Raw genomic sequence first — 13653 nt, 5'->3', positions numbered from 1 at the left:
CGTGATCATTATCACTCATCAGACATAAAGGTAGTGGATTGATGTGGCTTAGTTCGCAATCTTTATTTACGCTATAAAACAACTTAGATGTGTCTTTTAGCCTTGCCGTCAATAGACAGCTGCAACCCGTGTAGAGGTATAGATAATGCGCCTGATCCCGTTGAAGTCTGCCAGCCAGGTGGGTCTCTGGTCCGCCCGTTACATCGTTGACCGCATCAATGCGTTCAAGCCGACAGCCGAGCGCCCCTTCGTACTGGGCCTGCCCACCGGCGGCACGCCGCTCAATACCTACAAGCGCCTGATTGAACTGCATAAAGCCGGCGAGGTGAGCTTCCAGAACGTGGTCACCTTCAACATGGACGAGTACGTGGGACTGCCGAAGGAGCACCCGGAGAGCTACCACAGCTTCATGTACAACAACTTCTTCAACCACGTGGACATCCGCCCGGAAAACATCAACATCCTCAACGGCAACGCGCCGGATCTGGTGGCCGAGTGCCAGCGCTACGAGGACAAGATCAAGTCCTACGGCAAGATCAACCTGTTCATGGGCGGGGTCGGCAACGACGGCCACATCGCCTTCAACGAGCCGGCCTCTTCCCTGGCTTCCCGCACCCGGGTCAAGACCCTGACCGAGGACACCCGCATCGCGAACTCCCGCTTCTTCGGTGGCGACATGGAGCAGGTGCCCAAGCTGGCGCTGACCGTGGGCGTGGGTACCCTGATGGACGCCGAAGAGATCCTGATCCTGGTGATCGGTCATGCCAAGGCCCAGGCCCTGCAGGCCACGGTGGAAGGCAGCGTCAACCACATGTGGACCATCTCCACCCTGCAGCTGCACCCGAAAGGCATCGTCGTGTGCGACGAGCCCTCCACCATGGAGCTGAAGGTCAAGACGGTGCGTTACTTCCAGCAGCTGGAAGCCGACAACATCAAGCACCTCTGAGGAGCCCCCATGTACGCACTGACCCATTGCACTCTCTACACCGGCAGCTGCGTGCTGACCGGTTATGGTGTGGTCATCGATGGCGACAAGATTGTCGCCATCTCCCGCGAGGCGGAGCTGCCTGCGAGCCTCGAGCGGATTGACCTTAAGGGCGCCAACCTCAGCGCCGGCTTCATCGACGTCCAGCTCAACGGCTGCGGCGGCGTCATGTTCAACGGCCACATCACCACCCAGACCCTGGCCACCATGCAGGCGGCCAACCTGAAATCCGGCACCACCAGCTTCCTGCCGACCCTGATCACCAGCCCGGATGCGGACATGAAGCAGGCGGTGTCGGTCACCCGCGACTACATGGCGGCGCACCCCAACGAAGTCCTGGGCGTGCATCTGGAAGGCCCCTACACCAACCTCAAGCGCAAGGGGATCCACCCGGCCGAGCAGATCCGTCAGCCCGCCGACGAGATGATCGACTTCTTCTGCGCCAATGCGGATGCCATCGCCAAGATCACCCTGGCACCGGAGCGCAACAAGCCCGAGCACATCCGCCGCCTGGTGGAGGCCGGTATTCTGGTGAGTGCCGGCCACACCGCCGCCAACTACGACCAGGCCATGGCGGGCTTTGACAACGGCATGCGCTTTGCGACCCACCTCTACAACGCCATGACCCCGACCCTGAACGGGCGCGAGCCCGGCGTGGTCGGCGCCATCTACGATCGCAAGGATGTCTATGCGGGCATCATCGTCGACGGCCACCACGTGCACTGGGCCAACGTGCGCCTGGCGCACCGGATGCTGGGGGAGAAACTGGTGCTGGTCACCGACGCCACCGCGGCGGCCGGGGCACCGGAAGGCTTTGAGAAATTTGATTTTTGCGGCGCAACCGTCTATTTCCGCGATGGTCAGTGCGTCGACGAGAATGGTACACTCGGCGGCTCCGCCCTCACCATGATCGAAGGGGTGGAGAATCTGGTCAAACAGGTCGGTTTGCCGCTCGACGAAGCACTGAGAATGGCCACTCTTTACCCCGCGCGCGCCATTGGATGGGACTCACGTCTCGGTAGTATCCAGGTCGGAAAAATTGCCAACCTCACCGTCTTTGATCAGGCCTTCACGGTCTGCGGGACCGTGGTTAACGGACACTACACAACACAGTGACACTATGACTGGCGGACAAATAGCAAACGTAGATCTCATCAAGCAGGTGAACAGTGCAGTCGTCTATCGGCTCATCGACCTGCAGGGCCCCATCTCGCGGGTCAAAATTGCCGAGTTGAGTCAGCTGGCCCCGGCCAGCGTGACCAAGATAACCCGGCAACTGATCGAGCATGGGCTGATCAGGGAAACATCGCCGCAAGCCTCCACCGGCGGGCGCCGAGCCATCTCCCTGACCACCATCAAGCATCGCTTTCAGTTTGTCTCCGCCAAGCTTGGCCGCGGCTATCTGCAGCTCTCCCTGTACGATCTCGACGGCAAGGAGCTCGATCAGCATGTCACCCAGGTGACCGAGATCGAACAGCAACCCGTGGTCGACATGCTGCTGCGGGAGATTGGCGCCTTCATCGACGCCAATCAGGATCGCAGCCGCAACCTCATCAGCATTGCGCTCACCATGCCGGGCCTGGTCAACCCGGAATCCGGCATGGTCATCTACACCCCCACCTACCAGATCCGAAACCTGGGGCTCGCCAAGCTCCTGGAGCACCACTTCAACCTCCCCTGCTACGTGGGCAACGACACCCGCTCGCTGGCACTGGCCGAACACTTCTTCGGCGAGTCCCGCGACTGCATGGACTCCATCCTGGTGAGCGTCCACCAGGGGACGGGATCTGGGATCATCACCAAGGGCAAGGTGTTCCTCGGCCAGAACCGCAACGTCGGCGAGATCGGGCACATCCAGGTCGAGCCCCTCGGCAAGCGTTGCCACTGCGGCAACTTCGGCTGCCTCGAGACCATCGCCTCCAACGAGGCCATCGTCGACAAGGTGAAGGAGCTCATCAGCCGCGGCCACCTGAGCTCGCTGCAGGAGAAGCACATCACCATCCAGGAGGTGTGCAAGGCGGCCCTGGCCGGCGACGAACTGGCCCGCAGCGTGATCGAGAACGTGGGGGAACACCTGGGCCGCGCCATCGCCATCACGGTCAACCTGTTCAACCCCCAGAAGGTGCTGATCGCCGGTGAAATCACCGCCGCCGAGGAGATCCTGATCCCGGCCATCCGCCGCTGCGTCGAGCACCAGTCCCTGCCAAGCTTCCACCGTGGCCTGCCCATCGTGAAGGCCCGCTTCCAGAACCAGCCCACCATCGGCGGCTTCGCCCTGGTCAAGCGCTCCCTGCTGGAAGGGGATCTGCTGCAGATCATCATGGAGCAGAAGTAGGGCCAAAGCCTTGAGAAACAAAAACGGCAGCCTCTTGGCTGCCGTTTTTTATTGTGCGGGTTTTTGCCGCACTACCCCGCCCGGCAGGGCTTGAACACATCCAGCTTGCCGTCATACACCCGGGTCTGCACATCCATGATCCCCAGAATTGAATGGAACAGGTTGTCATGGGAGAAGCGCTTGGTGGTCGCCTCCTGTTGCAGGCAGTCCAGATTCAGCTGGCGATCCGCCTGCAGCTGGGGGGAGAACCAGGTCAGGAGCGGCACCCGGGTCTGATCGTCCGGCGCGAACTTGTAGGGTGTGCCGTGCAGGTAGAGCCCCATGGCCCCGAGGGATTCACCGTGATCCGACAGATAGACCAGGCCCACATCGTATTGATCCTCCAGGGTCTTGAGCTTGTCGATCAGCTGGGCCAGCACCTTGTCGGTGTAGCGTATGGTGTTGTCATAGGTGTTGACCAGCTCCTCATTGCTGCAGTTCTCGATGTCGCTGCGCGGGCAATCCGGCAGGAAGGCGCGATCGGCTGCCGGGTAGCGGCGATAATAGGTCGGACCGTGGCTGCCCATCAGGTGGAAAGCCACCAGCTTGCCGCCCTGCCCGCCCCGCATTCCGGCGATCTGCTCATCCAGTCCCTGCAACAGGACCTCGTCATGGCAGGCTTCCCCCTCGCAATATTGCGGGAACGCCTTGGGCTCGATCTCGATGGTGGGCACGTGCTTGCACACCCCCTTGCAGCCGCCGTCGTTCTCCTTCCAGAGCACGGAGACACCGGCGTGTTGCAGCACGTCCAGCAGGCCGTCCCTGGACTTGGCCAGGGTCTCGTCATAGCCGCGACGGGTCAGGTTGGAGAACATGCAGGGCACCGAGACCGCGGTGGCGGTGCCGCAGGAGCGCACGTTCCTGAAGGAGACGAGGCCCGGCTCCTTCGCGGTAAAGCCGTTGGTTTCCTTCTGGTAGCCGTTGAGGGAGTAGTTCTGGCTGCGGGCCGTCTCCCCCACCACCAGGAACATCAGGGTCGGCTTGTCGCTCTTGGCCACTATCCTGGCGTCGGTGCCAATCTGCTCATAGGGGATGGGAGTGGCGAAGACGATGTCCCGGAAGTAGCGATAGACGCCGCGCACATAGTTGGAAGGCACTATCTCTTTGACGATGTTGTGGTTGTTGCGCCCGACCGAGGCGTAATCCTGGTAGTAGAGGGCGGCAACCCCGAGCAGGAACAGCAGGGAGAAGGCGATGCCGCCGAGGCGCAGACCCAGCCCCTTGTACCAGGGGCTCGGGTATTCAATGCGGATCCAGAGCAGGCAGAGCACGGGCAGTACGCCAGTCAGCAGGAACCAGAGCATGACAGACCCGTTGAGGTAGGAGCCCGCTTCCCCGCTGTTGGTCTCGATGATGTTCTGCACCATGCCCACGTCGAAGATGACCCCGTATTTGAGCATGGCGTAGCTGGCCAGCGAGCCGGTCAGGATCAACAGGGTGAAGAAGGGCTTGAGCAGGTATCGAAAGGTGAACGGCAGAAAGACCGCGTTGAGGGCGGCGATCAACACGAAGGGGATAGAGAGCACAAACCCCGCCTTCACATGTTCGAGGGCGGTGAGGATACGGTAGAAGTGCAGAAAAATGGGCCAGTTGAAGAGCAGTGCAAAGAGCAGCACCAGCAACAGATTGACCTTCATCACTCCCAGAGTGAGACGCATAGAGAGACTCCGACAAACCAGTGATTTCTGAAGCCTTGCAAGGAGGCTCCGTTGTGCGCATCCCCTCCCTCTTCCCGAGCGGAGCGATGACCGGAGCGGCCAGGATGCAAGCTGATCCTAGAGGGGCAAACTTAAGCGGACATTAAGGGAGGTGGCGCGCAGAAAAGCGGGAGCAGGCAGAGTCTGGCGAATAAAAAAAACGGCAGCCTGTGGCTGCCGTTGTTGGTGCGGGTTGCGAGGTGGACGCTCAGGGATGTTGCCGCCTCGCCGAAGGGGGATGCCGCCATTGCGGCCCCCCTCCAGGGCGGGATTACAGAGTCGCCGCCACTTCGTCGGAGATGGAGCCGTTGTGGTACACCTCCTGCACGTCGTCCAGATCTTCCAGCATGTCGATGAGGCGCATCAGCTTGGGGGCGGTCTCGGCATCCAGCTCCGCCTCGGTGGAGGCGATCATGGTCACTTCGGCGCTCTCGGGCTTGAAGCCGGCGGCTTCCAGACCGTCCAGCACGGTGCCGAAGTCGTTCGGGGTGGTGTACACCTCGATGGTGCCGTCTTCTTCGGTCACCACGTCGTCGGCACCCGCTTCCAGGGCGGCGTCCATCAGGGCATCTTCATCGGCACCCACGAAGGTCAGTACACCCTTCTTGGTGAACAGGTAGGCCACGGAGCCATCGGTCCCCAGGTTGCCGCCGCACTTGCTGAAGGCGTGACGCACTTCGGCCACGGTGCGGTTGCGGTTGTCGGTCAGGCACTCCACCATGACGGCGGAACCGGCCGGGCCGTAACCTTCGTACACGATGGTCTCGAGCTGTTCGCCGTCACCACCGCCGGCGCCACGCTGGATGGCACGGTTGATGGTGTCACGGGTCATGTTGCTGGTCAGGGCGGCGGCCACCGCGGCACGCAGGCGCGGGTTGTTGGCCGGGTCGGCATCACCCAGACGCGCGGAGGTGGTGATTTCGCGGATCAGCTTGGTGAAGATCTTGCCGCGCTTGGCGTCTTGCGCCGCCTTGCGGTGTTTGATGTTGGCCCATTTACTGTGACCTGCCATAGGGACTCTCCGTTATAGTTTGAAATTTCAGTAACACAGGTTGCGACTGCGCGGGGGGAAACGGGAAAGGCCGCATTGCTGCGGCCTTCGGTGCCTGTGAAGGCTTATTCGTCGCCCTTGACGGTGGTCGCAATCGCCAGCTCGCCCAGTTGGGCCGGGTTGGCAAAACTCGGGGCATCTGTCATCAGACAGGCGGCCGCAGTGGTTTTCGGGAAGGCGATGACATCCCGGATGTTGTCGGTACCGGTCAACAGCATGCTGAGGCGATCCAGACCGAACGCCAGGCCGGCGTGGGGCGGGGTGCCGTATTTCAGGGCATCCAGCAGGAAGCCGAACTTCAGGCGCTGCTCGTCCGGGGTGATCCCCAGGATGTCGAACACGGTGGACTGCATCTCGCTGTTGTGGATACGCACAGAGCCGCCACCCACTTCGTAGCCGTTGATCACCATGTCGTAGGCATTGGCGTAGGCACCCAGCGGGTTGGCCTTGAGCTCGTCCGGGCCCAGGTTGCTCGGCGCGGTGAAGGGGTGGTGCATGGCAGCCAGACCGCCTTCGCCATCTTCCTCGAACATGGGGAAGTCGATGACCCACAGGGGCTTCCAGACGTTCTCCACCAGGCCCAGATCGCGGCCCACCTTCAGACGCAGGGCGCCCATGGCGTCGCACACCACCTTCTTGGAGTCGGCGCCGAAGAAGATGATGTCGCCATCCATCGCACCGGTGCGGGCCAGGATCTCGCGCACGATGGCGTCGGAGAGGAACTTGGCCACCGGAGACTGCACGCCTTCGATGCCGTTGGCCGCTTCGTTGACCTTCATCCAGGCCAGGCCCTTGGCACCGTAGATGCCGACAAACTTGGTGTACTCGTCGATCTGCTTGCGAGAGAGCTCGGCGCCGCCCGGCACTTTCAGAGCCGCCACGCGGCCTTTCGGATCGTTGGCGGGGCCCGCGAACACGGCGAACTCGACGGAGGTCAGCAGATCAGCCACATCCACCAGCTCCATCGGCAAACGCAGGTCCGGCTTGTCGGAGCCGAAACGACGCATGGCTTCGTCGAAGGTCATGATGGGGAAGTCGCCCAGATCCACGTTCAGGATGTGCAGCCACAGCTTGCGGATCATCTCTTCCATGATTTCACGCACCTGGGGCGCGGTCATGAAGGAGGTTTCCACGTCGATCTGGGTGAATTCCGGCTGGCGGTCGGCACGCAGGTCTTCGTCGCGGAAGCACTTGACGATCTGGTAGTAGCGGTCGAAGCCGGACATCATCAGCAGCTGCTTGAACAGCTGGGGGGACTGCGGCAGGGCGTAGAACTTGCCCTTGTGCACACGGCTCGGCACCAGGTAGTCACGGGCCCCTTCCGGGGTCGCCTTGGTCAGCATCGGGGTCTCGATGTCGAGGAAACCGTGCTCGTCCATGAAGCGACGCACGAAGGCACTGGCCTTGGCGCGGGTCTTCAGGTACTTGGCCATCTCGGGACGACGCAGATCCAGGTAGCGGTACTTGAGGCTCACCTCTTCGCTGTTGACCTGGTTGAAGTCCAGCGGCAGCGGCTCGGCACGGTTGATGATGGTGAGCTCGTGGGCGAACACCTCGATAGCGCCGGTGGCCATGTCGCTGTTGCGCTGTGACTCCGGACGGGTGCGCACCACGCCGGTCACCTGGATGCAGAACTCGCCGCGCAGCTCGGAGGCCAGGGCAAAGGCGTCCGGCTTGTCCGGATCGAAGAACACCTGCACGATGCCTTCACGATCGCGCATGTCGATAAAGATGAGGCCGCCGAGATCACGACGACGATGGACCCAACCGCACAATGTAATGGTCTGCCCGGCATGGGCCTCATTGACCTGTCCGCAATAGATAGAGCGCATGGACTTCTTCCTTCGAAATGGTAGAGAGACGGTTCATCCTGGGTCGCCGGGCACGACTGGCAAGCACCGTCTGTCTCACAGCTGGCCAGATCCTGCTTCTTGCCCGGTTTGAAATCTGTCTCGGGTCGTCCGGCTCCCCGAGCCGGACTCTTGCCGCCAATGCCGGCGCGTCCCCGCGATCCCGGCGGGATGACGAATGGGTGCGAAGGCGTTGGCAAGCGTCGTTGTCTGGCAACTGCCGGGCCGCGATCATCGCCACCCAGGGTGGACGGCCGCGCGCGTCACAACAATTTGGCAAACAAAAGGGTTGGCATTATAGAGGAAAACCTCCATTTGGGTAAAATGGCCCGCAGCCTCCTTTGCCCTGTTTTTTGTTGTTCTCGCGCAAAAAGGAGGAGAAAAACCCTCACCACGCAGACAGGAACCGTCATGAGCCTCTATTTGGGCCTGCCCCAGTGGTCACATCCGGCCTGGCCCGGTCAACTTCTGGGCATGAATGCCAAACCCGCCGAACACCTCGCCCACTACGCCCGGGTGTTCAACACCGTGGAGGGCAACACCACCTTCTACGCCTCGCCGACCCCGGAGACGGTGCAGCGCTGGGCCAATGCGGTCCCCGACCACTTTCGCTTCAGCTTCAAGTTTCCGCAAACCATCAGCCACCAGAGCGATCTGGTGAGCGCGGACAAACAGGTCAGCGACTTTATCCGCCTGCTGGCCCCCCTGCACGACAAGCTGGGGCTGCTCAAGCTGCAACTGCCCGCCCGCTTCGGCCCCGACGGGCTGCCACGCCTGCAGGCCTTCTTCGAGCGCCTGCCGGGGGAGTTTCGCTACGCTCTCGAGGTGCGCCACCCGGACTTCTTCGCCAAGGGGGAGGCCGAGCGCGCCCTCAACCGGATGCTGATGGAGAAGGGGGTGAACCGCATCATGCTCGACAGCCGGCCGCTCTTCTCGGTGCCCGCCACCTCGGCCGCTATGGTGGATGCCCAGGGCAAGAAGCCGAGGCTGCCGGTGCACCTGCTGGCCACCGCCAGCGCCCCCGTGGTGCGCCTGATCGGCCTGCCGGATCCCGCCGCCAACCACCCCTTCCTGCCGGGCTGGCTCCCCCGCTGGCAGCAGTGGCTGGCCGAGGGGAAGGATCTCTACCTCTTCATCCACACCGCCGACAACGTCCAGGCCCCCGAACTGGCCCGCCAGGTGACCCGTCTGCTGGGGCAGGAGATGGCCCCCTGGCCGGGGGAAAACGATCGCGCGCGCCAGGGCGTGCTGCCCTTTTGAGCACCCGCTTCCCCACCCCTGCCTTCATGCTAAAAAAAGCCGTTTTTTTGTGGCCCCACGGGGCTTGGCGTCAAGACAAACGCCCGCCTTTCCTCTACACTAGCGCCCCAAGAAAGGTCCCGGGCCTGCGGGCATGGCAATCCGTTGCTCACGAGCGCCCGGCACCGACAGAGGGCCCGGACCATGGCCCGTTGCGAGCAGGGCAAGCCCGAAGGATCCCGGAGCAAGCCACCCCGTTCGTCAACCGGTGACGACGCCATTTCGATGCCCGTCTACCCAAGATTCAATTGAACAAAGCAGCCGTGCACCACCCCGGCTGCCAGGTTGCGCCAGCATGCACGATCAGATTTTTGCCGCCCCCATCGCGCGTTTGGGAGACTTCTGCTTTGACGAGCAGGTCGTCGACGTCTTCCCCGACATGATCCAGCGGTCGGTACCCGGTTACAGCAACATCATCTCCGCCATCGGCATGATGGCAGCCCGCTACGCCCAACCCGAGAGCCGTCTCTATGATCTCGGCTGTTCCCTTGGCGCCGCGACCCAGGCGATGCGTCGCCACGTCAATCAGCCTGGCTGCCGCATCACCGCGGTGGATCTCTCCCACCCCATGATCGAGCGGGCCCGCGCCCACCTCTCCGGCTTCAAGTCCGAGGTGCCGGTGGAGCTCGTCGAGGCGGACATCTGCGACATCACCATCGAGAACGCCTCCGTGGTGGTGCTCAACTTCACCCTGCAGTTCGTCGCCCCCGATAAGCGGGCCGCCCTCATCCAGCGCATCTTTGACGGCCTGCGCCCGGGCGGGATTCTGATCCTGAGCGAGAAGTTCCGCTTCGAGGACGAGCAGGTCAACGAGCTGCTCATCGACCTGCACCTCGACTTCAAACGGGCCAACGGTTACAGCGAGCTGGAGATCAGTCAGAAACGCACCGCCCTTGAGAACGTGATGCGCACCGACAGCCTGCCGGTACATCAGGCCCGTCTGCGGGACGCCGGCTTCGCCCATCAGGATCTCTGGTTCCAGTGCTTCAACTTCGGCTCCATGATCGCCATCAAAGCCAGTGAGCCTGCCAAGCCATGATCGACTTTGCCAACTTCTATCAACTGATCGCCAAAAACCGGTTGAGCCACTGGCTGCACACCCTGCCGGCCCAGCTGCACGCCTGGCAGCACGACAACCAGCACGGGGATCTGCCGCGCTGGAGCCGGGCACTCAACAAGCTGCCGAGCGTCGCCCCCAGCCAGGTCGAGCTGAAGAGCCGGGTCGAGATAGGCGGCCCAGAGAGCCTTGGCGAGGGGGAGCGCAAGAAGACCGAGAGCCTGCTGCGCCAGCTCATGCCCTGGCGCAAGGGCCCCTTCCACGTCCACGGCATCCACATCGACACCGAGTGGCGTTCCGACTGGAAGTGGGATCGGGTGCTGCCCCATATCAGCCCCCTCGAGGGGCGCTATGTACTGGACGTGGGCTGCGGCAGCGGCTATCACCTCTGGCGCATGGTGGGAGAAGGGGCCAGGCTGGCGGTCGGCATCGATCCCAGCCCTCTGTTTCTCTGCCAGTTCGAGGCCATCCGCCACTTCATGGGTGGCGACCAGCGTGCACACCTGCTGCCCCTCGGCATTCAGGAGTTGCCGGAGCTGCGCGCGTTTGACACCGTCTTCTCCATGGGAGTGCTCTATCACCGCAAGTCCCCCATCGAGCACATCGAGCAGCTGCGCAACCAGCTCAAAGACGATGGCGAACTGGTGCTGGAGACGCTGGTGGTCGACGGCGGCCCGAACGAGGTGCTGGTCCCCACCGATCGCTATGGCAAGATGCGCAACGTCTGGTTTATTCCCTCAAGCCAGGCGCTCAAGCTGTGGGTCGAACGCTGCGGGTTCACCGAGGTGCGCATCGTCGACGAGAATATGACCAGCACGGACGAACAGCGTCGTACCGACTGGATGATCAACGAATCCCTGAGTGACTATCTGGACCCAAACAATCCCGCACTCACGGTCGAAGGACACCCGGCACCCAAGCGTGCCGTACTGATCGCCAGAAAGGCCAAAGACTAGCCGATGGCGGCTGTGGAAGTTACACTGACCCAATTCCAGGAAGCACAGTTAAATGAATGACATGAAAAGCAAATTAAAAGGAATGACCCTGCTCTCCCTGCTCAGTCTCGGCGGGTGTGTCAGTATGGAAAAAGCCCCCCCGGTCCCGACCCTGACGCTGGCCGAGCTGCGCAACGAGATTGCCCTGAGCGAGCAACGCCTGCAAACATCCATGGAACAGCAACAGAAGCAGTACGTGCAGCAACAGCACCTGCTGGTTCAGCTCAACACCGATGTCACCAACATGAAAGAGTCCGTGAACAAAGTCGACAGCAAGCTGGCTCATATGCCGCCAGAACCGCCCAAGGCCATGCCCATTCCGACCGAGAAGTGCCCGGCTCCGAACCAGGGCCACACCGTCGACGGCAAGCTGCTGGTGGGCGAAGCGGAGTGGATCTGGGTTGATGCCGCCAACGACGCCTTCCAGGCCCGGGTCGATACCGGTGCCACCACCTCCTCCATCAGCGCCCAGGAGATCACCATCTTCGAGCGCAACGGCAAGAACTGGGTGCGTTTCTTCCTGAGCCACCAGGAGATGGACGACAAGATCCAGATCGAGGCGCCCCTGGTACGCCACGTGCGCGTGCGTCAGGCCTCTGCCGACGATCTCGACCGCCGTCCCGTGGTGCGCCTCACCGTGCGCATCGGCGACATGACCGAAAAGGCAGAATTTACCCTGAAAGACCGCAGCGACATGACCTTCCCCGTGCTGCTGGGCCGTGAGTTCCTCAAAGACATCGCCGTGGTCGACGTGGCCCGCGAATATATCCAACCAAAACCCAAGCTCAAGGATGTGAAATAATCCATGGTTTCCCGTAAGCCGTTCTATCTGCTGGTCGCCCTGCTCTACATCGTCGGCCTGGGAATGACGTTTTATCACCATATCGCCCTGGACGTGCCCCTCACGCCCGGTGAGAAACGCCAGATCTGGTCCATCGAGGCCAAGCTCGAGTTCGAGGCGACCGGCGAACCCGTCATCGCCTCCCTGGCCATTCCGGGCACCCAGCCCGGCTTTACCCTGATGAACGAGAATGCCGCGAGCCCGGGTTATGGCCTGTCGTTCGTGGAAAAGGACGGGGACGCCCGTGCCGAGTGGTCGATCCGCGCCGCCTCCGGCCGTCAGGAGCTCTACTACCGCGTCGACATGATGGCGGATGCCCACGCCAAGCCGGCGGCCAACCCGCAGCCGCCCGCCATCGAGAAGCAGATCGAGAGCGAGCCTTACGCCACCGCCATGAAGCAGATCCTCGAGCGCGCCCAGGAGCGTTCCGCCGACGGCTACACCCTGACGCGCGAGATCATCAAGGAAATCGAGAAGCAGGAGCAGAACGCCGAGCTGCTGAAGTCCCACAAGAGCCGCGCCAACCTGATCGCCGAGCTGCTGAACAACGCCGACGTCCCGGCGCGGGTGGTGCACGCCCTGAGCCTGGAGGACGGCCGTCGTCGCCAGGAGCTGGTGGACTACCTGCAGGTGTTCAACAGCCCGACCGACTACAAGCTGTTCAACCCGCAAAGCGGTGAACAGGGCCAGCCGGCCAACCTGCTGCTGTGGGAGTACAACTCCGGCGCCCTGCTGGACGTCACCGGCGGTCACAACTCCCGCGTCACCTTCTCCATGATCGAGCAGGAACAACCGGTGAACGTGGCCCTGGCCCAGAAGTTCGAGAAGTCCGAGATGATGAACTTCTCCATCCACAGCCTGCCCCTGGAAGAGCAAGCCCTGTTCAAGGGGCTGCTGCTGATCCCCATCGGCGTGCTGATGGTGGTCTTCCTGCGGGTGCTGGTGGGGATCAAGACTTCCGGTACCTTCATGCCGGTGCTGATCGCGGTCGCCTTCATCCAGACTTCCCTGGTTACCGGTCTCATCGGCTTCCTGCTCATCGTGGGCACCGGCCTCATCATCCGCTCTTACCTGTCGCGGCTTAACCTGCTGCTGGTCGCGCGAATATCGGCGATCATCATCATGGTGATCTCGATGATCGGCATCTTCTCCGCCTTTGCCTTCAAGCTGGGGCTGACCGACGGCATGAAGATCACCTTCTTCCCGATGATCATCCTCTCCTGGACCATCGAGCGGATGTCCATCCTGTGGGAAGAAGAGGGTCCCAAAGAGGTGTTCCGCCAGGGTGGCGGCTCCCTGCTGGTGGCGGTCATCGCCTACCTCGCCATGGACAACGAGCTGATCCGTCACCTCACCTTCAACTTCCTCGGCCTGCAGCTGGTGCTGATGGCGACCGTGCTGTTGATGGGTAACTACACCGGCTACAAGCTGAGCGAGCTCAAGCGCTTCAAGCCGCTGGTGGACGAGATGAAGTCTGGTGCCACCCCGGGTAAGGACAAGTAAC

11 protein-coding genes are annotated in these 13653 nt (G+C 62.2%); 8 read left to right on the top strand and 3 right to left on the bottom strand.

The annotated features are described in order from the left end of the window. Positions 1-145 precede the first annotated feature (145 nt). The 3 genes from nagB to J9885_RS04650 are packed head-to-tail and all read left to right on the top strand — an operon-like array spanning position 146 to position 3320. Positions 146-946 carry a glucosamine-6-phosphate deaminase gene (nagB, locus tag J9885_RS04660; protein ID WP_042077325.1) on the top strand — a complete coding sequence of 267 codons (801 nt, stop codon included), beginning with the start codon at positions 146-148 and terminating at the stop codon, positions 944-946. 9 nt (positions 947-955) lie between these two features. Continuing rightward, positions 956-2101 (top strand): N-acetylglucosamine-6-phosphate deacetylase, encoded by a 1146-nt coding sequence (gene nagA / locus J9885_RS04655; protein WP_210548240.1) that lies wholly within the window; start codon positions 956-958, stop codon positions 2099-2101. Between the two features lie 4 nt (positions 2102-2105). Beyond that, positions 2106-3320, top strand: a complete 1215-nt coding sequence (locus tag J9885_RS04650; RefSeq protein WP_043761844.1) for an ROK family protein — start codon at positions 2106-2108, stop codon at positions 3318-3320. Positions 3321-3391: 71 nt separating this feature from the next. Here the strand turns inward: J9885_RS04650 and J9885_RS04645 are convergent, their stop codons facing one another. The 3 genes from J9885_RS04645 to aspS all read right to left on the bottom strand — a co-directional run bounded on the left by J9885_RS04645 (position 3392) and on the right by aspS (position 7939). After that, positions 3392-5017, bottom strand: coding sequence for a phosphoethanolamine--lipid A transferase (locus J9885_RS04645; RefSeq protein ID WP_210548239.1), 1626 nt, complete (start codon positions 5015-5017; stop codon positions 3392-3394). Positions 5018-5327: 310 nt separating this feature from the next. Further along, a complete protein-coding gene (locus tag J9885_RS04640) occupies positions 5328-6068 on the bottom strand; it encodes a YebC/PmpR family DNA-binding transcriptional regulator (RefSeq protein WP_042077319.1) in 741 nt (246 codons plus the stop codon). A gap of 104 nt (positions 6069-6172) precedes the next feature. Continuing rightward, positions 6173-7939 (bottom strand): aspartate--tRNA ligase, encoded by a 1767-nt coding sequence (gene aspS, locus J9885_RS04635; protein ID WP_043807949.1) that lies wholly within the window; start codon positions 7937-7939, stop codon positions 6173-6175. A 429-nt stretch (positions 7940-8368) separates the two neighbouring features. Between aspS and J9885_RS04630 the strand changes: the two genes are divergently transcribed. From J9885_RS04630 to J9885_RS04610, 5 genes are all read left to right on the top strand, one after another. Then, positions 8369-9217: a DUF72 domain-containing protein gene (locus J9885_RS04630; protein ID WP_210548238.1), complete on the top strand. Its 849-nt coding sequence runs from the start codon at positions 8369-8371 to the stop codon at positions 9215-9217. A gap of 334 nt (positions 9218-9551) precedes the next feature. Beyond that, a complete protein-coding gene (gene cmoA / locus J9885_RS04625) occupies positions 9552-10295 on the top strand; it encodes a carboxy-S-adenosyl-L-methionine synthase CmoA (RefSeq protein ID WP_210548237.1) in 744 nt (247 codons plus the stop codon). Further along, on the top strand, positions 10292-11269 hold the full coding sequence (gene cmoB, locus J9885_RS04620) for a tRNA 5-methoxyuridine(34)/uridine 5-oxyacetic acid(34) synthase CmoB (protein ID WP_210548236.1): 978 nt from the start codon (positions 10292-10294) through the stop codon (positions 11267-11269). The genes cmoA and cmoB overlap by 4 nt, the downstream gene beginning before the upstream one ends. Positions 11270-11351: 82 nt before the next feature. After that, positions 11352-12110: an ATP-dependent zinc protease gene (locus J9885_RS04615; RefSeq protein WP_210548900.1), complete on the top strand. Its 759-nt coding sequence runs from the start codon at positions 11352-11354 to the stop codon at positions 12108-12110. A gap of 3 nt (positions 12111-12113) precedes the next feature. After that, on the top strand, positions 12114-13652 hold the full coding sequence (locus J9885_RS04610) for an inactive transglutaminase family protein (protein ID WP_134695527.1): 1539 nt from the start codon (positions 12114-12116) through the stop codon (positions 13650-13652). The last annotated feature ends 1 nt before the right edge of the window (position 13653 follow it).

The organism is Aeromonas sp. SrichE-2G (assembly GCF_017939565.1).
Lineage (GTDB): Bacteria > Pseudomonadota > Gammaproteobacteria > Enterobacterales > Aeromonadaceae > Aeromonas > Aeromonas taiwanensis.
Note: the sequence above shows the minus strand (reverse complement) of the source record. Positions and strands in the feature narration are given on the sequence as shown.

Coding starts and splice junctions, on each gene's coding strand:
- nagB (WP_042077325.1), top strand. CDS start 146: ATGCGCCTGATCCCGTTGAAGTCTGCCAGCCAGGTGGGTCTCTGGTCC.
- nagA (WP_210548240.1), top strand. CDS start 956: ATGTACGCACTGACCCATTGCACTCTCTACACCGGCAGCTGCGTGCTG.
- J9885_RS04650 (WP_043761844.1), top strand. CDS start 2,106: ATGACTGGCGGACAAATAGCAAACGTAGATCTCATCAAGCAGGTGAAC.
- J9885_RS04645 (WP_210548239.1), bottom strand. CDS start 5,017: ATGCGTCTCACTCTGGGAGTGATGAAGGTCAATCTGTTGCTGGTGCTG.
- J9885_RS04640 (WP_042077319.1), bottom strand. CDS start 6,068: ATGGCAGGTCACAGTAAATGGGCCAACATCAAACACCGCAAGGCGGCG.
- aspS (WP_043807949.1), bottom strand. CDS start 7,939: ATGCGCTCTATCTATTGCGGACAGGTCAATGAGGCCCATGCCGGGCAG.
- J9885_RS04630 (WP_210548238.1), top strand. CDS start 8,369: ATGAGCCTCTATTTGGGCCTGCCCCAGTGGTCACATCCGGCCTGGCCC.
- cmoA (WP_210548237.1), top strand. CDS start 9,552: ATGCACGATCAGATTTTTGCCGCCCCCATCGCGCGTTTGGGAGACTTC.
- cmoB (WP_210548236.1), top strand. CDS start 10,292: ATGATCGACTTTGCCAACTTCTATCAACTGATCGCCAAAAACCGGTTG.
- J9885_RS04615 (WP_210548900.1), top strand. CDS start 11,352: ATGACCCTGCTCTCCCTGCTCAGTCTCGGCGGGTGTGTCAGTATGGAA.
- J9885_RS04610 (WP_134695527.1), top strand. CDS start 12,114: ATGGTTTCCCGTAAGCCGTTCTATCTGCTGGTCGCCCTGCTCTACATC.